15 protein-coding genes are annotated in these 20,704 nt (G+C 70.5%); 7 read left to right on the top strand and 8 right to left on the bottom strand.

From position 1 onward, the window contains the following. Positions 1 to 12 precede the first annotated feature (12 nt). The 3 genes from J7W19_RS06040 (at position 13) to J7W19_RS06030 (ending at position 2,392) form a co-directional block, all read left to right on the top strand. Entirely contained in the window at positions 13 to 459 is a 447-nt protein-coding gene (locus J7W19_RS06040) for an ASCH domain-containing protein (protein ID WP_004946234.1), read from the top strand. Positions 460 to 694: 235 nt separating this feature from the next. Next, positions 695 to 1,621, top strand: a complete 927-nt coding sequence (locus tag J7W19_RS06035; protein ID WP_004946237.1) for a ribosome-inactivating family protein — start codon at positions 695 to 697, stop codon at positions 1,619 to 1,621. 69 nt (positions 1,622 to 1,690) lie between these two features. Further along, entirely contained in the window at positions 1,691 to 2,392 is a 702-nt protein-coding gene (locus J7W19_RS06030) for a bleomycin resistance protein (RefSeq protein ID WP_040890220.1), read from the top strand. A 12-nt stretch (positions 2,393 to 2,404) separates the two neighbouring features. On the opposite strand, the gene J7W19_RS06025 is transcribed toward J7W19_RS06030, so the two are convergent. From J7W19_RS06025 to J7W19_RS05995, 7 genes are all read right to left on the bottom strand, one after another. After that, the gene (locus J7W19_RS06025; RefSeq protein ID WP_004946243.1) at positions 2,405 to 3,250 is read right to left on the bottom strand and encodes a LolA-like protein; all 846 of its coding nucleotides are present in this window, start codon (positions 3,248 to 3,250) and stop codon (positions 2,405 to 2,407) included. Positions 3,251 to 3,410: 160 nt separating this feature from the next. Beyond that, on the bottom strand, positions 3,411 to 4,769 hold the full coding sequence (locus J7W19_RS06020; RefSeq protein WP_210455293.1) for a PAC2 family protein: 1,359 nt from the start codon (positions 4,767 to 4,769) through the stop codon (positions 3,411 to 3,413). A gap of 166 nt (positions 4,770 to 4,935) precedes the next feature. Further along, a complete protein-coding gene (locus J7W19_RS06015; protein ID WP_004946250.1) occupies positions 4,936 to 5,994 on the bottom strand; it encodes a glycoside hydrolase family 18 protein in 1,059 nt (352 codons plus the stop codon). Positions 5,995 to 6,120: 126 nt separating this feature from the next. Next, positions 6,121 to 7,728: a glycerol-3-phosphate dehydrogenase/oxidase gene (locus tag J7W19_RS06010; RefSeq protein ID WP_004946252.1), complete on the bottom strand. Its 1,608-nt coding sequence runs from the start codon at positions 7,726 to 7,728 to the stop codon at positions 6,121 to 6,123. A 14-nt stretch (positions 7,729 to 7,742) separates the two neighbouring features. Continuing rightward, positions 7,743 to 9,269, bottom strand: coding sequence for a glycerol kinase GlpK (glpK, locus tag J7W19_RS06005; protein WP_004946255.1), 1,527 nt, complete (start codon positions 9,267 to 9,269; stop codon positions 7,743 to 7,745). Between the two features lie 44 nt (positions 9,270 to 9,313). Then, a complete protein-coding gene (locus tag J7W19_RS06000) occupies positions 9,314 to 10,096 on the bottom strand; it encodes an MIP/aquaporin family protein (protein ID WP_004946258.1) in 783 nt (260 codons plus the stop codon). A gap of 406 nt (positions 10,097 to 10,502) precedes the next feature. Beyond that, positions 10,503 to 11,267 (bottom strand): IclR family transcriptional regulator, encoded by a 765-nt coding sequence (locus tag J7W19_RS05995; protein WP_004946260.1) that lies wholly within the window; start codon positions 11,265 to 11,267, stop codon positions 10,503 to 10,505. Between the two features lie 273 nt (positions 11,268 to 11,540). On the opposite strand from J7W19_RS05995, the gene metH reads away from it, so the two are divergent. From metH to J7W19_RS05975, 4 genes are all read left to right on the top strand, one after another. Continuing rightward, positions 11,541 to 15,041, top strand: a complete 3,501-nt coding sequence (gene metH, locus J7W19_RS05990) for a methionine synthase (RefSeq protein WP_004946263.1) — start codon at positions 11,541 to 11,543, stop codon at positions 15,039 to 15,041. 373 nt (positions 15,042 to 15,414) lie between these two features. Continuing rightward, positions 15,415 to 16,116: an HAD family hydrolase gene (locus J7W19_RS05985; protein ID WP_004946266.1), complete on the top strand. Its 702-nt coding sequence runs from the start codon at positions 15,415 to 15,417 to the stop codon at positions 16,114 to 16,116. 454 nt (positions 16,117 to 16,570) lie between these two features. Further along, the gene (locus J7W19_RS05980; protein ID WP_004946269.1) at positions 16,571 to 18,169 is read left to right on the top strand and encodes an ABC transporter substrate-binding protein; all 1,599 of its coding nucleotides are present in this window, start codon (positions 16,571 to 16,573) and stop codon (positions 18,167 to 18,169) included. 146 nt (positions 18,170 to 18,315) lie between these two features. After that, a complete protein-coding gene (locus tag J7W19_RS05975; RefSeq protein WP_004946273.1) occupies positions 18,316 to 19,911 on the top strand; it encodes an ABC transporter substrate-binding protein in 1,596 nt (531 codons plus the stop codon). Positions 19,912 to 19,990: 79 nt separating this feature from the next. Here J7W19_RS05975 and J7W19_RS05970 read toward each other — a convergent pair whose 3' ends face one another. After that, entirely contained in the window at positions 19,991 to 20,662 is a 672-nt protein-coding gene (locus J7W19_RS05970; RefSeq protein WP_004946275.1) for a response regulator, read from the bottom strand. Between the last annotated feature and the right edge of the window lie 42 nt (positions 20,663 to 20,704).

The raw sequence follows: 20,704 nt of genomic DNA, 5'->3' as shown, positions 1-20,704 counted from the left end.
TAGAGTGCGGCCATGGAACCCACCGCCGGCCTGCCCCGCGTCGAGTTCGCCTTTCCCGGGCCTCTCCGGGACCGTCTCGTCGCCGCCGTTCTCGACGGCTCGAAGATTTCCACCACCGGACTGGTCGTCGACTACGAACACGAGGGCGAGGCGCTGCCCCGGGTCGGGGAGCGGAGCGTGGTCGTCGACTCCGACGACCGTCCGGTGGCGGTCATCGAGGTGACGGACGTACGCGTCGTGCCGCTGTCCGAGGTGGACTTCGCGCACGTCGTCGACGAGGGCGAGGGCGACGCCTCCGTCGCCGAATGGCGGGCCAACCACGAGGCGTTCTGGCACAGCGACGAGATGCGGGAGGCCCTGGACGACCCGGAGTTCACGGTGGACGACTCCACCCTGGTGGTGCTGCAGCGGTTCCGCCTGGTGACGGATCCGAGGGAGGGAGCCGGGGCCGGGCGGTAGGGGGCTCGGGGGCGAGGGTGGGTAGCGCGGGCGAACGCGCTCGCCGGTCGCCGGCCGGTGTGCGCTCGCGGAGTACGAGTGTGCGCGCAGCGCACAGTTCGGGCCGTGGGGCCGGGCCTACGGTGAAGCCGGTCGTCCGCTTCCGTCGGCCGCGCGCCTCCCCCGTGCGCGGGGCCGCGCGGAAGCGGACGGTCCTCAGAGACCCGATCCAGCCCCGCAGAAAGAGCACAACCTCATGCGCAAGTCCCGGCTCACCCGCTCCCTCCTCCTGTCCGGTGTCGGCCTGGCGATGGCCGTCACGGGCACGCTCACCACCGCCGGCACCGCCGAGGCGCGCACCGAGTGGCGCCACATGTCGCACGTGTACGTCGACCTGGCGGATGAGGGTGCCAGTGACCACCAGCGCGACGCCTACTCGGCGTTCGTCCAGAGCCTGCGCAACGCCGCAGCCGGGTACAACACCCAGGAGACGCAGCTCGAGAACGTCGGCATCATCCAGGCGTCGCTGACCGCGCCCGACGACCGCGGCAACCGGCACCAGGTGCGCATCTGGATCAACCCCTCCAACCTCTACGTCTGGGGTTTCTCCACGGAGAGCGGCACCACCTACCAGTTCAACGACATCAACGGCGCCCTGGGCAGCCGGCTGGCGGAGACCACCACCCCGCGTCCGGACGTCAACACCAACGTCCAGACGCTGAACTTCGGTTCCAACTACAACTCCCTCAGCGGCACGGCCGGCCGCGGCCGGGAGGCCATGACGATCAGCTACAACGACATCCGGGCCTCCCTCGTGCAGCTGGCCACGGTCAACAACCCGAACAGCGGCAACGAGCGCCAGAACACGGCGCGTTCGCTCAGCCTGGTGGTCCAGATGCTCTCCGAGGCCGCCCGTTTCAACGACGTCGAGGGCACCTTCCGCACCGCCATGGGGACGTGGGAGTTCCAGTACGGCCTGCCGCACCAGCAGCAGGAGCTGGAGAACTCCTGGGACTCCCTCTCCGAGTACTACCAGCGCGTCTCGGCGGGCCAGAACGCCACGGCCCCCTTCATCCCGTCGATCGGCACGGTGAACGGCCTCGACCAGGTGCGCCGCTACCTTCGCCTGGCCCTGGGCAGCACCAACATGGCCAACGGCAACTGGAACCACGACGAGCTCTGAGCGGTCTCGCCGACCGTCGTTCGGGAAAGCCGGTGCGTTCGCTAGTCAAGTTTGACTACAGTGCCGGGCATGGCCGAGACGACGATTCCCATCCTTCCCTGCCCGGACCTTCGCCCCGTGCTCGACTTCTACACCGCCCTCGGGTTCGAGGTGACGCACCATCAGACGAGTCCCAACCCCTACGCCGTGGTCCGGTACGGCGGGATCGAGTTGCACTTCTTCGGTGTGAAGCAGCATGATCCCGCCACCTCGTACAGCACCTGCTACGTCCGCACGGACGACGTCGACGGGCTGCACGAGGCGTTCCGCAGGGGGTTGAAGGAGGCGTACGGGAAGGTGCCGACGCGTGGGTTGCCGCGGTTCGGGGCGGTGCGGGACACCTCGCACGGGGTGCGGCAGTTCCTGATGACGGACCCGGGCGGCAACTGCGTCCGGATCGGGACCGTGACGAGCGACGATCAGAGCCACCGGCCCGCGCCGAAGGAGACGTTCGCCCGGGCGCTGCACTACGCGTCGCTGTTCGCGGACTCCAAGGGTGACGCGGCCGGCGCCGCCCGTGTCATCGACCGGGCGCTGCGCACGGAGGGCGAACGCCCCACGGCCGTGCAGCTGTTGCGGCTGCTGGTGCTGCGGGCGGACGTCGCCGGACGGCTCGGGGACGAGGCGGCCCGGGAGGAGGCGTTGGCCGGGGCCGCCGCCGTCGAACTCACCGCCGAGGAGCGGGAGTCCTTCCGCGACGACCTCGCCCGGCTCGGCGAACTGCGCGGCTGAACGGCGAGCGGATCAGCTCACGGGAGTGATGCCCCGGTACGCCTTGTCGCGGACCTCCTGGAGCCAGGCGTCCTCCGTGACGACGTCCTTGCCCTTCGGGATGCGGATCCCGGGGTCGGCGCCGAAGTCCGCGTACTCCTCGGTCACGCCCGTGCTCCCCTTGGAGCCCTTGCCGTGCTCCGCGCCCTTGACCGGGATGTCGTCCTTGCCGATCCACAGGTCGATGTCGACCTTCTCCAGGCCGTCCTCCCGGTGGTTCTTGACGTACAACTCGCGGAGCCAGTCCCGCATCACGTCGCCCTTGTACGCCGCCAGGTCGGCGAGGACGACCGTGCCGGCGAAGTGCGTGGCCTTGCGGCCGTTCACCGTCTCGCGGCCTACCTTCCGCACGTCCTTCGACGTGCGCAGGACGCTCAGCAGCTTGGGCAGCGAGCCCTCGGCGGTCTTCTGGACGTCCTCCGGCTTCGGCGGCTCCTCGCCCCTGGCCAGCAGGCTGCTGCTGACCCAGCGGCCGTCGGCGATCTTCGCGTCGCGCGTGTAGAGGGTCTGGTCCTCGCTCATCGTGTGCGTGAAGCGCTCCGGCTCCTTCTTGCCGTCCTTCGCCCGGGTCCGCCAGGTCTTGCGTTCCGCCAGGTCGGGCTTGCGCGAGAAGGCGTACTCGCCGCGCTCCGTGCCCTCGGCGTTGGTGACCTGCCGCTTCGTGCGGTAGGAGTTCGCCCCCGCCGTCTTCTCCGCCGCGGCCTTCAGTACGGCCTGCGGGTCGCGGGTGTCTTCCTTCTCACCGCCGCCGCACGCGGTGAGCGAGAGCGCGAGGGCGGTTCCGGTGGCCGCCATGACGTAGTTCCTGAGCGCCTTCACGGCCGTTCTGTCCTTTTGTTGAGCGATATGACAAGCGATGTGACGTATAGGGTGAAAGAGAAGCGTACGCGTCGCCCGAGTCCGAGCGGACAGCGGGTCCGGGCGGACAGCGGAAGGGGCGCCACCGTCGGGTGGCGCCCCTTCCGTTCAAGCGTCGGGCCTACTCGCCCTGTCGCGGCGGACCGTTCTCGTCCTCACCGCCGCCGCGCTCGCCGCCGGTACGGCCCTCCTCGCCGGAGCCGGAGCCGGAGCCGGAAGCCGAAGCCGAGCCCGAACCGGAAGCCGAGCCCGAACCGGAAGCCGAGCCCGAACCGGAAGCCGAGCCCGAACCGGAAGCCGAGCCCGAAGCGCCTTCGCCGCCCTCGGCCCCCTCCGCCTGCTCCTTGGGCGCCCGGCGCGGCGGACGCGTCCGTCCGCTCGTCGTGTCACGCAGGTACGAGGCGTCCCGGCCGCCCGGCTCGCCGAACCCCGGTTCGGCCGCCAGGCCGCCCGGCTGCCCCGGCCCCGGAACCGCGCCGGGACCGGCAGGACCGCCGGGACCGCCGGCCGGCCCGGGACCGGCCCCCGGCCCCGACTGCCCGTCCCGCCGCCGCAGGTAGCGCTCGAACTCGCGGGCGATGGCCTCGCCCGACGCCTCCGGCAGGTCCGCCGTGTCCCGTGCCTGCTCCAGCGACTGGACGTACTCGGCCACCTCGCTGTCCTCCGCCGCCAGCTGGTCCACGCCGAGCTGCCAGGCGCGCGCGTCCTCGGGCAGGTCGCCCTGCGGGATGCGCAGGTCGATCAGGTCCTCGAGGCGGTTGAGGAGGGCCAGCGTGGCCTTGGGGTTCGGCGGCTGCGACACGTAGTGCGGCACCGCCGCCCACAGGCTCACGGTGGGCACGCCCGCGTGCGTGCACGCCTCCTGGAGGATGCCGACGATGCCGGTCGGGCCCTCGTAGCGGGACTCCTCGAGATCCATGGTGCGCGCCAGGTCGGGGTCGGACGTGACCCCGCTGACCGGCACCGGCCGGGTGTGTGGGGTGTCGCCGAGCAGCGAGCCCAGGATCACCACCATCTCCACGCCCAGTTCGTGGGCGAAGCCCAGGATCTCGTTGCAGAACGAACGCCAGCGCATGCTCGGCTCGATGCCCCGGACGAGCACCAGGTCACGCGGGCCCTTCGAGCCCCCGATGCCCAATGGTCCCCCGATGCCACCCGAGTCCCCGATGCCACCCGTGCCCCCGGCGTCCCCGGCCTCACCCGTGCCCCGCGAACCGCCCGCGCCGCCGGTGCGCACCACGGACAGCCGGGTCGTCGGCCAGGTGATCTTACGGACCCCGCCGTCCAGCCAGACGGTGGGCCGGTTGACCTGGAAGTCGTAGTAGTCCTCCGCGTCCAGCGCGGCGAAGACCTCGCCCTTCCACTCCCGGTCCAGGTGCGCGACCGCACTGGAGGCGGCGTCTCCCGCGTCGTTCCAGCCCTCGAAGGCACAGATCATGACCGGGTCGATCAGCTCGGGAACTCCCTCAAGCTCGATCACCCAGCGCCTCCTTCCGACCGGCGCGGAGGGGTCCCTTCCACCGCCGGTTGCCGTTCAATGCAGTTGATTGCAGGTCTCGTGCGTGCGCCCCCAAGCCTACGACTTCCGGGACCGCTGTCCGCAGTGCGCGCAAGGGATGCTCATCACCCTCGCGCCGGCCCCTCCGTCATTGCCCCCGCTTACCCCACGCCTCGCGATACGCACGCCAGTCGCCCTCCGTCGCGGCGAAGTCCACGTACAGGGCGACGCCGAACCGCTCGCGGTGCCGGTCCTCGCGCGTCAGTCCGAGCCGGGCGCCGCGCAGCGCCGCGGCGGCGGTCTCCGCCGAACCGTGGTGGCCCATGTCGTCGGTGTGGAAGAACGGCAGGCCCATCAGCAGGTCCGTGCCGGTCGGGGTGACCTCCAGGGCCAGCCGTGTCTGCTGGGCGACGTAGCCGCCGTACAGGCTCTCCCAGGGCAGCGCCGTGTCGTACGACATGACGGCTATCTGGTCGGTGCGCCGGGCCACCTTCGCGAAGTACCCCTGCGACCACCACTTCCGCCCGCCGAACGCGCGCGACGCCGCGTGCATCGACGGCAGCGGGTCGATCTGCTGCGCGGCCACCGACAGCACCCCGCCGCCCGAACGGACCGCCGGCCGCAGGGAGTCCAGCAGCGCCAGGAAGCCGCCGTCGCCGTCGGACACCGGCTCGACGTCGAGGTGGACGCCCTCGAAACCGGCCGTCAGCACCTGTCGGGCGCTCGCCACCACCGCGTCCCGGGTGGCGGCGGACCCCAGCTTCAGCCCGTCCGTACTGCCGTGCGCGACCACGTCGCCGAGCCACGCCTGCACCCGGACCCCGGGCAGCTCGCGGTGGACGGCGTCGATCAGCCGGCGCGCGCCGCGGTAGGCGGAGGCGGGCAGGGTGCCGTCGTGCTCCAGCGGGCCCGCGTGGACGTACAGGTCCCGGATGCCGGTGCCGGCGACGCGCTGCTTGAGCCCGGCCAGGTCCTTCTCCGAGCGGCGGCCGTCGACCCAGGCGTGCCCGAGCCAGACGGCGTCCCGGCCGCGGGTGACGGCGTCGTCGGCGGGCGCGCCCGCGTACGAGGCGCGCAGCGCCCCGGCGGCGGCCACCACCGGCACCACGACGACGAGGAGCAGGGCGAGTGCGACGCGCTTGACGGTCCGCCGGCGCGGCAGGCGCCGGAGCCGGCGCAGCCGGGCCCGGATCTGCGGCCAGGTCATGATGGCCCCCCTTTCTCCTCCAGGGACGGGGGAGGGGCGCCACCGGTTGCCTCGCGGGCCCGGGAACGACGGGGAAGGGGAGGGACGTCACACGTCCCTCCCCTTCGATGCCGGTCGCGGTGCGGATCAGCCCTTGCGCTCCAGCATGTCCTTGACCCGGGTGCGGACGTTCTCGTCGTCCAGGCCGCGGATGGTCAGCGTGGTGCGGCGGCGCAGCACGTCGTCGACCGTCTCCGCCCACTCGTGGTCGCGGGCGTAGGCGACCTGGGCCCAGATCTCCGGGCCGTCGGGGTGGATGCGCTCGCCGAGCTCCGGGTTCTCGTTGACCATGCGCGCGATGTCGAAGGACAGCGAGCCGTAGTGCGTGGCGAGGTGACGGGCCGTCAGCGGGTCCATCCGGGTGCCGGGCTCGCGGTCCACGAGCAGGCGGTGGGCGACGGCGTTGGGGTTGGCGACGCCGGGCAGCGGGGTGCGGCGGACCAGGTTGGAGACGGGCTCCATCTCCTCGGTCAGCGGGCTGCCGGGTACCTTGGCCAGCTTGTTCATGACCGTACGGCCGATGTGGCGGTACGTGGTCCACTTGCCGCCGGCGACGGACAGCATGCCGCCCTTGCCCTCGGTGACCACGGTCTCGCGCTTGGCCTGGGCCACGTCGCCGGGGCCGCCGGGCAGCACCCGCAGGCCGGCGAACGCGTAGGTCATCAGGGAGCGGTCGAGGTCCTCGTCGACGATGGAGTAGGCGGCCTCGTCCAGGATCTGCTGGATGTCCTCCTCGGTGGCGCGCACGTCGGCCGGGTCGCCCTCGTACTGGGTGTCGGTGGTGCCGAGGAGGAGCTGGTCCTCCCAGGGGAGGGCGAAGGTGATGCGGTACTTGTCGATCGGGGTGGCCATGGCGGCCTTCCACGGCGACTTGCGCTTCATCACGATGTGCGCGCCCTTGGAGAGGCGGATGGAGGGGGCCGCGCCCTTGTCCTCCATCTTGCGCAGGTGGTCGACCCACGGGCCGGTGGCGTTGAGCACCACACGGGCGTCGATGCCGAACTCGGCGCCGTCGATACGGTCCTTGAGCTCCGCGCCGGAGACCTTGCCGTGCGTGAAGCGCAGGCCGGTGACCTCGGCGTGGTTGAGGACGACCGCGCCGGACTCGACGGCCGCGCGGACGGTCATGACCGCCACGCGGGAGTCGTTCATCTGGTGGTCGTAGTAGACCGCGACGGCCTTGAGGTTGTCCGTGCGCAGACCGGGGTTGTCGGCCTTGGCGCGGGACGGCGAGATCACCTTGCCGACGCCGTCGCCGAAGGCGGACAGCGCCGAGTAGGCGAAGACACCGGCGCCGAGCTTGGCGGCGCCGACCGGTCCGCCCTTGTAGACGGGCAGGTAGAAGGTGAGCGGGTTGACCAGGTGCGGGGCCACGTCCTTGGCCAGCACCCGGCGCTCGTGGTGGTTCTCCGCGACCAGCTTGACCGCGCCGGTCTGCAGGTAGCGCAGACCGCCGTGGACGAGCTTGGAGGACGCGGAGGAGGTGGCGCCGGCGAAGTCGCCGGCGTCCACCATCGCGACCCGCAGTCCCGACTGCGCGGCGTGCCAGGCGACCGAGGTGCCCAGGATGCCGCCACCGATGACCAGGAGGTCGTACGTCGCGTTGGACAGGCGCTCCCGGGTCTCGGCGCGGCCCGGGTTGGCACCGGCGGCCGGGTGCGTTCCCAGGGTGGGCACGCTCTGCGGGGTAGTCATGAGTTGCTCCTCAGTCAGCTCTCGTCGTCGATCCAGCCCATGGTCCGCTCGACGGCCTTGAGCCAGTTCTTGTACTCGCTGTCACGCTTGTCAGCGTCCATGCGGGGGGTCCACTCGGCGGCCCGGCGCCAGTTGGCGCGGAGGGCGTCGGTGTCGGGCCAGAAGCCGACGGCCAGGCCGGCGGCGTAGGCGGCGCCGAGGCAGGTCGTCTCGGCGACCATCGGGCGCACCACGGGCGCGTCCAGGAAGTCCGAGAGGGTCTGCATCAGCAAGTTGTTGGAGGTCATGCCGCCGTCGACCTTGAGCGCGGTCAGCTCGACGCCGGAGTCCTTGGTCATGGCGTCGGTGATCTCGCGGGTCTGCCAGGCGGTCGCCTCGAGGACGGCGCGGGCGATGTGCGCCTTGGTGACGTAGCGGGTCAGGCCCGCGATGACACCGCGCGCGTCGGAGCGCCAGTAGGGGGCGAACAGGCCGGAGAAGGCCGGGACGAAGTAGGCGCCGCCGTTGTCCTCGACGCTGGAGGCGAGGGTCTCGATCTCCGCGGCGGACTTGATGAGGCCCATCTGGTCGCGCATCCACTGCACCAGCGAACCGGTGACGGCGATGGAGCCTTCCAGGGCGTAGACGGGCTTCTGGTCGCCGATGCGGTAACCGACGGTCGTCAGCAGGCCGTTGTACGACTGGACGGGCTCGGTGCCGGTGTTCATCAGCATGAACGTGCCGGTGCCGTAGGTGGACTTGGCCTCGCCCTGGTCGTAGCAGGTCTGGCCGAAGAGGGCGGCCTGCTGGTCGCCGAGCGCGGAGGCGACGGGGACGCCGTCCAGGGCGCCGCCCTTGGCGTTGCCGTAGACCTCGGCGGAGGAGCGGATCTCCGGCAGCACGGCGGCCGGGATGCCCATGGAGGAGAGGATGCGCTCCTCCCACTCCAGGGTGCGGAGGTTCATCAGCATGGTGCGGGAGGCGTTGGTGACGTCCGTGACGTGCACACCGCCGTCCACACCACCGGTGAGGTTCCAGATGACCCAGGAGTCCATGGTGCCGAAGAGGATGTCGCCGCGCTCGGCGCGCTCGCGCAGGCCCTCGACGTTGTCCAGCAGCCAGCGGACCTTGGGGCCGGAGAAGTAGGAGGCCAGCGGGAGGCCGGTCTCGCGGCGGAAGCGGTCCTGGCCCACGTTGCGGCCGAGCTCGCGGCAGAGGGCGTCGGTGCGGGTGTCCTGCCAGACGATGGCGTTGTGGACGGGCTCACCGGTGTTCTTGTCCCACATCAGCGTGGTCTCACGCTGGTTGGTGATGCCGATCGCCTTGACGTCGGCGGCCGTGATGCCGGCCTTCTCGACGGCACCGGCGACGACCTGCTGGACGTTCTCCCAGATCTCCTTGGCGTCGTGCTCGACCCAGCCCGGCTTGGGGAAGATCTGCTCGTGCTCCTTCTGGTCGACGGAGACGATGCGGCCGTCGCGGTCGAAGACGATGCAGCGGGAGGACGTCGTGCCCTGGTCGATGGCCGCGATGAACGGGCCGTGCCCGTGGGTGCTGGTCATGTGGTCTCTTGCTCCTGAAGTCTGAGGGTCTCGGCTGTCGTGCGTCAGAACGCGAGCTTGTGGATGCCTGCCGCCAGGGCGGCGCCGGCCAGCGGGCCGACCACCGGGATCCAGGCGTAGGACCAGTCGGATCCGCCCTTGTTGGGCAGCGGAAGCAGCGCATGCACGATACGCGGGCCGAGGTCGCGCGCGGGGTTGATCGCGTAACCGGTGGGGCCGCCCAGCGAGAGGCCGATGCCGACGACCACGAACGCGGTCATCAGGACGCCGGTGCCGCTGACGGCCAGACCCTCCGTCAGGCCCTGGGTGAGGATGGCGAGCACGAGCACGGCGGTGCCGATGATCTCGGTCGCGAGGTTCTGCACGACGTTCCGGATCTCCGGACCGGTGGAGAAGATGCCGAGCACCGGGCCGGCCTGCGGAGTGGCGGTCTGGTCGACCATCCCCTCCTTGGGGTTGAGCGTGGCCACCAGCTCGGGGTCGGTCAGGTGGGCCTGGAACTGCCCGTAGTAGGTGATCCAGACCAGGGTGGCGCCGATCATCGCGCCGAGCATCTGGGAGCCGATGTAGAGCGGAACGTCACTCCACTTGGTGCCGCCGTCTATGGCCAGGCCGATGGTGACGGCCGGGTTGAGGTGGGCGCCGGAGGGCTTCGCGATGTACGCGCCCGTCAGCACGGCGAAGCCCCACCCGAAGGTGATGGCGAGCCAGCCCGCGTTCAGCGCCTTCGAGCGCTTCAGGGTGACGGCGGCGCAGACGCCACCGCCGAGCAGAATCAAGACGGCGGTACCGATGGTCTCGCCGATGAAGATGTCGGAGCTGGACACCCGCGACTCCTTTGTCCTTCGTCCAGGGGAAGGCGAACCCCGGGTCCCTCCGGAGGTCCGCGCCCTCCGTGAGGGCGGTGATCGGCCCCATGGCATTGCAGCCCTGCAGCACTGCACGCACTGCACACCATAGCGAATATTGTCGTCAGGTGTTCGACAATGCCGACCGATGCACGGCAGTTTTCTGCACCGTAAGGGGCGCGTCAAGGGTTCTGTGACCGGAAACTCCAGGCCAACTGGCCTGAAATGTACGTTTGGATACCGACCGGTAACGAAGGGGTCTCGCGGGGCCCGGAACGGGCGGCGAAGTGGATCTTCATGGGCCCGCCGGAGGGGCGGGCCCGGGGGAGAGCGGTGACCCGGAAGGGGCCGGAAAAGGGCGGAGGGCGGTGGGCCGGAAGAGGGGTCAGAACCGGCCGGCGCCGAGGTCGCGGGAGACCGCGCGGGCGCAGTCCCGTACCGCCGCGATCAGCTGCGGCCGCAGCTCGCCGCCCTCGCAGACGCGCTCGACGGCGCCCGTGACGCCCACCGCGCCGACCGGCATCCGACGCCGGTCGTGGATCGGGGCGGCGACGGACGCGACGCCCGCCCAGGTCTCCTCGACGTCCGCGGCCCAGCCCCGGGCGCGGGTGAGGTCCAGCATCCCCTCCAGGCCCGCGAGGTCGGTCACGGTGCGGTCGGTGAACGCCTCGGGGCCGGTCTCGGTGAGCTGGCTGTGGGCCACCGGGTCGTAGGCGCACAGCACCTTGCCGAGGGCGGTGCTGTGCAGCGGGTGCATCGCGCCGACCTCCAGCACCTGGCGGCTGTCGTCCGGCCGGAAGACGTGGTGGATGATCAGGACGCCCTGCTGGTGGAGGACGCCGAGGTAGACGCTCTCGCCGCTGGCCCGGGCCAGGTCGTCCGCCCAGACCAGCGCGCGGGCGCGCAGCTCGTGGACGTCCAGGTAGCTGTTGCCCAGCCGGAGGAGTTCGGCGCCCAGCTGGTAGCGCCCGGAGGCCGGGTCCTGCTCCACGAACCCCTCCTGCTGGAGCGTGCGCAGGATGCCGTGCGCGGTGCCCTTGGCGAGCCCCAGCGCGGAGGCGACGTCCGACAGCCCCAGCCTCCGCTCGCCGCCCGCGAGCAGCCGCAGCATCGCCGCCGCCCGTTCGAGCGACTGGATGGTCCGTGCCATCGAGCAACCTCCTCCAAAATGCCGTTCGGCATTGCTGAACACTATCGGCCGATGCCGACCACGGGGTAGCCGACGCTGGCGTGATCATGATCGCTGAGGCTCCGCCCGGGCGCGTACCGCACGGCCCGCCGGACGCCGTAGCCGGCCCCATACCCGATGTCCGCGCCATGGGACACCCCCTGCTTTCCACGGGCGCTGCGGCTACGCTTGCGGCGTGCGCCCTCTCCGGGAGGGCGTAAAGCCGACAGCCGTCGCAACCACGGGAGCACCTCCATGGCCCTGCAGCCATCGACCGTCCGTTCATCCCGCTCCGACCTGCTCCGGGAGGCACTCGCCACCCGGGTCGTGGTCGCCGACGGGGCCATGGGAACCATGCTCCAGGCACAGGACCCCAGCCTTGACGACTTCCAGCAGCTCGAAGGCTGCAACGAGATCCTGAACGTCACCCGGCCCGACATCGTCCGCTCGGTCCACGAGGCGTACTTCGCCGCCGGTGTCGACTGCGTCGAGACCAACACCTTCGGTGCCAACCACGCCGCCCTCGGCGAGTACGACATCGCCGACCGCGTCTTCGAACTCTCCGAGGCCGGCGCCCGCGTCGCCCGCGAGACCGCCGACGCCTTCGCCGCCGACGGCCGCCCCCGCTGGGTGCTGGGCTCCATCGGCCCCGGCACCAAGCTCCCCACCCTGGGCCACGCCCCCTACACCGTCCTCCGCGACGCCTACCAGGCCAACGCCGAGGGGCTGATCTCCGGCGGCGCCGACGCGCTGCTCGTCGAGACCACCCAGGACCTCCTCCAGACCAAGGCGTCCGTCCTCGGCGCCCGCCGCGCCCTGGAGGCCACCGGTGCCGACCTGCCGGTGATCGTCTCGGTGACCGTGGAGACCACCGGCACCATGCTCCTCGGCTCGGAGATCGGCGCGGCGCTCACCGCGCTGGAGCCGCTGGGCATCGACATGATCGGCCTCAACTGCGCCACCGGCCCCGCCGAGATGAGCGAGCACCTGCGCTACCTCGCCCGGCACTCCCGCGTCGCCCTCTCCTGCATGCCCAACGCCGGTCTGCCGGTGCTCGGCAAGGACGGCGCGCACTACCCGCTGTCCCCGGCCGAACTGGCCGACGCGCAGGAGACGTTCGTCCGCGAGTACGGCCTGTCGCTGGTCGGCGGCTGCTGCGGCACCACCCCCGAGCACCTGCGGCAGGTCGTGGAGCGCGTCCGCGGCCTGACCCCGACCGAGCGCACGCCGCGCCCCGAGCCGGGCGCCGCCTCCCTCTACCAGACCGTCCCCTTCCGCCAGGACACCTCGTACCTGGCCATCGGCGAGCGGACGAACGCCAACGGCTCGAAGAAGTTCCGCACGGCCATGCTGGACGGCCGCTGGGACGACTGCGTGGAGATGGCCCGCGAGCAGATCCGCGAGGGCGCCCACATGCTCGACCTCTGCGTGGACTACGTCGGCCGGGACGGCGTCGCCGACATGGAGGAACTGGCCGGCCGCTTCGCCACCGCCTCCACCCTGCCCATCGTGCTCGACTCCACCGAGGTGGACGTCATCCGGGCCGGCCTGGAGAAGCTCGGCGGCCGGGCCGTCATCAACTCCGTCAACTACGAGGACGGCGACGGGCCCGAGTCGCGGTTCGCCCAGGTCACCCGCCTCGCCAAGGAGCACGGCGCGGCACTGATCGCGCTGACCATCGACGAGGAGGGCCAGGCCCGCACGCCGGAGAAGAAGGTGGAGATCGCCGAGCGGCTGATCGCCGACCTCACCGGCAATTGGGGCATCCGGGAGGAGGACATCCTCGTCGACACCCTCACCTTCACCATCTGCACCGGCCAGGAGGAGTCCCGCAAGGACGGCATCGCCACCATCGAGGCGATCCGCGAGCTCAAGCGCCGCCACCCGGACGTCCAGACCACCCTCGGCCTGTCCAACATCTCCTTCGGCCTCAACCCGGCCGCGCGGATCCTGCTCAACTCCGTCTTCCTCGACGAGTGCGTCAAGGCGGGCCTGGACTCGGCCATCGTGCACGCCTCCAAGATCCTCCCCATCGCGCGCTTCGACGAGGAGGAGGTCGCCACCGCCCTCGACCTCATCTACGACCGCCGCTCCGAGGGCTACGACCCGCTGCAGAAGCTCATGCAGCTCTTCGAGGGCGCCACGGCGAAGTCGCTGAAGGCGGGCAAGGCCGAGGAACTGCTCGCCCTGCCGCTGGAGGAGCGGCTGCGGCGGCGCATCATCGACGGCGAGAAGAACGGCCTGGAGGCCGACCTCGACGAGGCGCTGACCGAGCGCCCGGCCCTCGACATCGTCAACGACACCCTGCTGGAGGGCATGAAGGTCGTCGGCGAGCTGTTCGGCTCCGGCCAGATGCAGCTGCCGTTCGTCCTCCAGTCCGCCGAGGTGATGAAGACCGCCGTCGCCTACCTCGAACCGCACATGGAGAAGAGCGACGCGGAGGGCAAGGGCACCATCGTGCTGGCCACCGTGCGCGGCGACGTCCACGACATCGGCAAGAACCTCGTCGACATCATCCTCTCCAACAACGGCTACAACGTCGTCAACCTGGGCATCAAGCAGCCCGTCTCGGCCATCCTGGAAGCCGCGGAGGAACACCGCGCGGACGTGATCGGCATGTCGGGTCTCCTGGTGAAGTCCACCGTGATCATGAAGGAGAACCTGGAGGAGCTGAACCAGCGCAAGCTGGCCGCCACCTATCCGGTGATCCTCGGCGGTGCCGCCCTCACCCGCGCCTACGTCGAACAGGACCTGCACGAGATCTACGAGGGCGAGGTCCGCTACGCCCGCGACGCCTTCGAGGGGCTCCGGCTGATGGACGCCCTCATCGCCGTCAAGCGCGGCGTCCCCGGCGCCACGCTCCCCGAACTCAAGCAGCGGCGGGTGCCCAAGCGGGACACCCCGGTGGTCGTGGACGAGGAGCCCAAGGGCGCGGTCCGCTCCGACGTCGCCACCGACAACCCCGTCCCCGCGCCGCCCTTCTGGGGCACCCGCGTCGTCAAGGGCATCCCCTTGAAGGACTACGCGTCGTGGCTGGACGAGGGCGCCCTCTTCAAGGGCCAGTGGGGCCTGAAGCAGGCCCGCGCGGGCGGCCCCAGCTACGAGGAGCTCGTCGAGACCGAGGGCCGGCCGCGGCTGCGCGGCTGGCTCGACAAGCTGCACACGGAGAACCTGCTGGAAGCGGCCGTCGTCTACGGCTACTTCCCCTGCTACTCCAAGGGCGACGACCTCATCCTCCTCCACGAGGACGGCACCGAGCGCACCCGCTTCACCTTCCCCCGCCAGCGCCGCGGCCGGCGGCTCTGCCTGGCCGACTTCTTCCGCCCGGAGGAGTCGGGGGAGCGCGACGTCGTCGGCCTCCAGGTCGTCACCGTCGGCTCGCGCATCGGCGAGGCCACGGCCGAACTCTTCGCCTCCGACGCGTACCGCGACTACCTGGAACTGCACGGCCTCTCCGTGCAGCTGGCCGAGGCCCTCGCCGAGTACTGGCACGCACGGGTCCGCTCGGAGCTGGGCTTCGGCGGCGAGGACCCCTCCGACGTGGAGGACATGTTCGCGCTCAAGTACCGCGGCGCGCGGTTCTCCCTCGGGTACGGCGCCTGCCCCGACCTCGAGGACCGGGCGAAGATCGCGGAACTGCTGGAGCCCGAGCGGATCGGGGTGCGGCTGTCGGAGGAGTTCCAGCTGCACCCCGAGCAGTCGACGGACGCGATCGTGATCCACCATCCGGAGGCGAAGTACTTCAACGCGCGGTAGCGCGGGGCTCTGTGGGGGTTGGGGTGCCCCGGTCCCGCCCCTTCGCCGTTTCCTGGGGCTGCGCCCCAGACCCCCTTTTCGCGGCTTCGCCGCTCGTCCTCAAACGCCGGACGGGCTGAATCGTGCGCCCGGGCGCGACATCCAGCCCGTCCGGCGTTTGAGGACAACCGCGCGGAGCGCGGTTTCAGGGGGTGCGGGGGCTCGCCCCCGCAAGAAGCGGTGAAAGGGCGGGACCGGGGCACCCCCCCGCCCGAAAACGAAGGAGCGCTCCGGCGCGCCCGGCCGTAGACTTGTCGTCCGGTAGAAGAAGGCCGGTCCGCCGCCCGCGAGGGCAAGGCGGGCCGGCCTTCTCGTCCCCTCTGGAGGTGCGCGGATGACGAGCGGCATTCCCACGGTCGCGACCAGGACCGCCAAGGGCGGCGGCAACGCCCTGCAAGCCGTCCTCCTCGACATGGACGGCACCCTGGTCGACACCGAGGGCTTCTGGTGGGAGGTGGAAGTCGCGGTCTTCGCCGAGCTGGGCCACCAGCTCCTGGAGGAGTACCGCGAGATCGTCGTCGGCGGCCCGATGACCCGCAGCGCCGCGTTCCTGATCAAGGCGACGGGCGCCAAGATCGCCCTCGCCGAGCTGACCGCCCTCCTGAACTCCCGCTTCGCGGAGATGATCGGCTCCGGCGTCCCCCTCATGCCGGGCGCCAAGCGCCTGCTGACCGAGCTGGCGGCGCACGACGTGCCGACCGCGCTGGTCTCCGCGTCGCACCGGCACATCATCGACCGGGTGCTGCGCACCCTGGGTCCGGAGCACTTCACGCTGACCGTCGCGGGGGACGAGCTGGAGCGCACCAAGCCGCACCCCGACCCGTACCTGACGGCCGCCGCGAGACTCGGGGTCGCCCCGGAGCGCTGCGCGGTGGTCGAGGACACCATGACGGGGGTGACGGCGGCCGAGGCGGCGGGCTGCCGGGTGGTGGCGGTGCCCTCGGTGGGGGCGATCCCGTCCGCGGCCGGCCGGACGGTCGTCCGCTCCCTCGAAGAAGTCGATCTCCGTTTTCTGCGGAGCCTGGTCGGATCTTGAGGGAACGGCCGGTCACGACAGGTGTTTGGCGCGTACACCGAGCGTTGACGGTGGAATGCTCAAGAAACTCTGAGCGCCGGTCCCGTCGTTTTCCGTGATCAAAGCGACGGTAAAAGCCAAGAGGTGCAAGGTCATTTAAGGAGTGACCTTCGTCACCGGCCCGGGGCTATCGCGACGTCGATTCTGCGCCGTTCTGACGCTTTGTCGACGGGCTGGGTGCACCCTTGTGTCCCGATTGGTTCGCTGGTGCGCGAATCGTTCCCCTGCCGGGATATCCGTCAACCCGCCGCCGTTATCGCCGCGTGATATCGCATCAGAGAGACCGCGTTCCGGTCCCCTCGGCGCCGCCACTAATCTCTTGGCGAGTACTTCACGGCACCCCGTGGGGCCCGTGCAGCAACGCATCCGTACGGAGTCCCGGGCGCCGTTCGCACCACAGGGAGAACACCGGACAATGAACCGCAAGACGTTGGTGCTGCCGACCGTGGTGGGCCTGCTGGCCCCCGTGCTCGTCGCCTGTGGTGGGGGCGACGGAGCGGGCAAGGGCAAGGGCGCCATCGTCGTCGGCACCACCGACCGGTTCGAGCAGACGACCGACGCTCCGGCCCCCTTCGACCCCGCCGCCGCGTACGACGTCGGCGTCTGGAACGTGCTGCACAGCGCCTTCCAGACGCTGCTCCGGCTGCCCCGCTCCGGCTCGGACCCGGTGCCGGACGCCGCCTCCAAGTGCACGTTCAGCGACCGCCGCAACGAGCAGTACCGCTGCACCCTGCGCAGCGGGCTCAAGTTCAGCAACGGTCACGAGATGACCGTCAAGGACGTCAAGTTCTCCATCGAGCGCGCCCGCACGATCAACTTCGAGAACGGTCCGGTCTCGCTGCTGAGCAACATCGACCGGGTCGAGACCCCGAACGACCGCGAGGTCGTCTTCCAGCTGAAGACGCCCGACGCGACGTTCCCGCAGAAGCTCGCCACCCCGGCCGCGGCCATCGTCGACAGCCGGTCGTACCCCAAGAACAAGCTGATGGGCGACGGCTTCAAGGTCGTCGGCTCGGGTCCGTACACCCTGGACACCGAGGAGAAGGACGGCCGCGCGGTCAAGGTCGTGCTCTCCAAGAACCCGGACTACCAGGGTTCGGTCAACGTGCAGAACGACAAGGTCGAGATGCGCTTCTACGACGACGCCAAGACGCTGGAGAACGCCCTCAAGGGCGGCGACGTCGACCTGGCGAACCGCACCCTGTCGCCCGAGCAGATCGGCCGGCTGCGCGACACCACCGGCCAGGACGTCCGGCTGCTGGAGTCGGCCGGCTCGGAGATCGGCTACCTGGCCTTCAACACCGACGACCCGGCCGTGAAGCCCAAGGCCGTCCGGCAGGCCATGGCCCAGCTGGTGGACCGTCAGGCGCTGGCCCGCGAGGGCTACGACCGGACCAGCGACGCCCTGTACTCGCTGGTGCCCAGCGGTATCCCGGGCCACCAGAACTCGTTCTCCAACGAGTACGGCAACCCCAGCGCCGACAAGGCCCGCGCCCTGCTGAAGGGCGCCGGCATCAGCACCCCGGTGCGGTTCACCCTCGCCTACTCCTCCGACCACTACGGCGAGGCCAGCGCGCGGGCGTACAAGACGTTCCAGAAGCAGCTCAACGGCAGCGGCCTGTTCGACGTCAAGCTCCAGGACGTGAAGTGGTCGGAGTTCCGCCCCAACGCGGCCAAGGGCCAGTACGCGGTCTACGGCATGGGCTGGTTCCCCGACTTCCCGGACCCGGACAACTTCATCGCCCCGTTCTTCGGCAAGGACAACTTCCTCCGGTCCCGCTACCAGAACGCCAAGATCAACGACCTGATCCCGCGGACCCGGCAGACCGCCCAGCGCGACTCGGCGGCCAAGCTCTTCCAGCAGGCCCAGGACATCGTCGCGGACGAGGTGCCGGTGCTGCCCCTGTGGCAGGGCAAGCAGTACGTGGCGATCCGGAACGGCCTCACCGGCGCGGAGTGGGCGCTCAACGCCGCCTCCGAGCTGCAGCCCTGGGAACTCGCCCGCGGCAAGTGACGCACAACACGGCGATGACACCCGGCCGTGATGAGAACACCCCTTTTGCAACACAACGCTCCACCTGTACAACAAGCTCCACAGAACGGCCTTGAGGGGCGGGCCCGTGCCCGCCCCCTCCACTTGGAACTGTGAGGAACGTGCACGTGAGGAAACGTGACCAGTGGCTTGCCGCCCCGCTCGGTGCGGGGCTCGCCGCCGCCCTGCTGAGCGGGTGCGGTTCGGAGGACGGCAAGGCGGCGGGCACCGGTGAGTCGGTGGTCATGGGGATGTCCGACGAGGTCGTCTCGGTGGACCCGGCCGCGGGTTACGACCCCGGTTCCTGGATCCTGTTCAACAACGTCTTCCAGTCGCTGCTGAGCTTCCCCAAGGGCAGCAACGTGCCGCAGCCCGACGCCGCCCGCAAGTGCGGCTTCAAGGACCAGGCGAGCACCGTCTACGAGTGCACGCTCAACAGCGGCCTGAAGTTCAGCAACGGGCACGACCTCACCTCCGAGGACGTCGCCTACTCCTTCCGGCGCACCCTGAAGATCAACGACAAGTCCGGTCCCGCGTCGGCCATGCTGTCCACGATCAAGGACATCAAGACGCCGGACAAGAAGACCGTCGTCTTCAAGCTGAAGCGGCCGGACGCCACCTTCCCGCTGAAGATCGCCTCCGGCGCCGGTTCCATCGTGGACCACCAGGAGTACGCGATGGACAAGCTCAGGACCGACGGCAAGGCCGTCGGCTCGGGCGTCTACACGCTGGACTCCTACGGCAAGGACAAGGCCGTCTTCAAGGTCAACGGCGACTACAAGGGCCCCGCGACCGTCCAGAACAAGGGCATGACCCTCAAGTTCTTCCACGGCGAGCAGGACGCCCTGAAGACCGCCCTGCAGAAGGGCGACGTCGACCTCGCCTACCGTGGCCTGGCCACCGAGGACATCTCGTCCCTGGAGGCCGCCGCCACCGCCGGCAAGGGCCTCAAGGTCGTCCAGGGCACCAGCGCCGAGGTCCAGCACCTGGTGTTCAACACCAAGGACACGGTGACCGGCAAGCTCGCCGTCCGCCGCGCCGTCGCCTACCTCGTCGACCGCAGCGCCCTCGTCCGCGACGTCTACAAGCGCACCGCCGAACCGCTGTACTCCGTCGTCCCGAGCGGCATCACCGGCCACCGGACGCCGTTCTTCGACCTCTACGGCGACCGTCCGCAGCCCGAGAAGGCCAAGGAGGCGCTGGTCTCCGCCGGCATCAAGGGCAAGGTCAAGCTGACCCTCTGGGGCACGCCGATCCGCTACGGCCCCGGCACCGTCCCGGAGCTCAACGCCATCGCCAAGCAGCTCAACGCCAGCGGCCTGTTCGACGCGGACGTGCGCACCGCGCCCTTCCCCGAGTACGAGAAGGGCATCGAGGCCGGCAAGTACGCGGTCTACGTGAAGGGCTGGGTGCCCGACTACCCGGACCCGGACAACTTCACCGCGCCCTTCTTCGGCGAGGACAACGAACTCGCCAACCACTACGAGTCCAAGGAGATAGCCGACCGGATCCTCCCGGCCACCGCCGCCCAGGGCAGCCGCACCGCGACCGTCGGCGACTTCGCCAAGCTCCAGTCGACCGTCGCCCAGGACGTCCCGGTGCTGCCGCTCTGGCAGGGCAAGCAGTACGCCGTCGCCAACGACCGGATCACCGGCCTCCAGTGGACCCTGGACGCCTCCACCGTCTTCCGCTTCTGGGAGATCGCCAAGTCCGACAAGGGCTGACACCGGGCGAGACACCAAGGGCCCGCCGGAACGATCCGGCGGGCCCTTCGGCGTTGCTCCTCCTCGTCTCGCGCCGCGGCTACTGCGCGCCCGGCCGCACCAGCCCGCTCTCGTACGCGTAGACCGCCGCCTGCACCCGGTCGCGCAGCCCCAGCTTGGTGAGCACATGGCCGACATGCGTCTTGACCGTCGTCTCGCTGACGAACAGGTCCGCCGCGATCTCCGCGTTCGACAGACCGCGGGCCACCAGCTTGAGCACCTCCACCTCACGGTCGGTCAGCGTGCTCAGCGTGTCCGGCAGCGGCTCCTCGCCCGACGGCAGGTGCCCGGCGTACTTGTCCAGCAGCCGGCGGGTGATGCTCGGCGCCAGCATCGCCTCGCCGCCCGCCACCACCCGGATCGCCTGCACCAGCTCATGGGCCGGGGCGTCCTTCAGCAGGAAGCCGCTGGCCCCCGCGCGCAGCGCCTCCACCACGTACTCGTCCAGGTCGAACGTGGTGAGCACCAGCACCTTCGCCGGACCGTTCCGGTCCGGGCCGGTGATCTGCCGGGTCGCCTCGACCCCGTCCATCCGGGGCATCCGGATGTCCATCAGCACCACGTCCGGCTGGAGCGCCCGGACCTGCTCCAGCGCCTGCAGGCCGTCACCGGCCTCCCCGACCACCGCGATGTCCTGCTCGGCTTCGAGGATCATGCGGAAGCCCGTGCGCAGCAGGGGCTGGTCGTCGACGAGCAGGACACGGATCGCCACAGGGAACTCCTTCGGTAGACCGGGGCCATTTTGCCTGAGTCC

It is taken from the genome of Streptomyces mobaraensis NBRC 13819 = DSM 40847, from assembly GCF_017916255.1.
GTDB classification, from domain to species: Bacteria; Actinomycetota; Actinomycetes; order Streptomycetales; family Streptomycetaceae; genus Streptomyces; species Streptomyces mobaraensis.
The sequence above is the reverse complement of the archived record's forward strand: the minus strand, read 5'-3'. Positions and strand labels throughout refer to the sequence as shown.

Bases quoted from the DNA above. Each gene is read 5' to 3' on its own strand.
- J7W19_RS06040 (WP_004946234.1), top strand. From the start codon at position 13: ATGGAACCCACCGCCGGCCTGCCCCGCGTCGAGTTCGCCTTTCCCGGG.
- J7W19_RS06035 (WP_004946237.1), top strand. From the start codon at position 695: ATGCGCAAGTCCCGGCTCACCCGCTCCCTCCTCCTGTCCGGTGTCGGC.
- J7W19_RS06030 (WP_040890220.1), top strand. From the start codon at position 1,691: ATGGCCGAGACGACGATTCCCATCCTTCCCTGCCCGGACCTTCGCCCC.
- J7W19_RS06015 (WP_004946250.1), bottom strand. From the start codon at position 5,994: ATGACCTGGCCGCAGATCCGGGCCCGGCTGCGCCGGCTCCGGCGCCTG.
- J7W19_RS06010 (WP_004946252.1), bottom strand. From the start codon at position 7,728: ATGACTACCCCGCAGAGCGTGCCCACCCTGGGAACGCACCCGGCCGCC.
- glpK (WP_004946255.1), bottom strand. From the start codon at position 9,269: ATGACCAGCACCCACGGGCACGGCCCGTTCATCGCGGCCATCGACCAG.
- J7W19_RS05995 (WP_004946260.1), bottom strand. From the start codon at position 11,267: ATGGCACGGACCATCCAGTCGCTCGAACGGGCGGCGGCGATGCTGCGG.
- metH (WP_004946263.1), top strand. From the start codon at position 11,541: ATGGCCCTGCAGCCATCGACCGTCCGTTCATCCCGCTCCGACCTGCTC.
- J7W19_RS05985 (WP_004946266.1), top strand. From the start codon at position 15,415: ATGACGAGCGGCATTCCCACGGTCGCGACCAGGACCGCCAAGGGCGGC.
- J7W19_RS05980 (WP_004946269.1), top strand. From the start codon at position 16,571: ATGAACCGCAAGACGTTGGTGCTGCCGACCGTGGTGGGCCTGCTGGCC.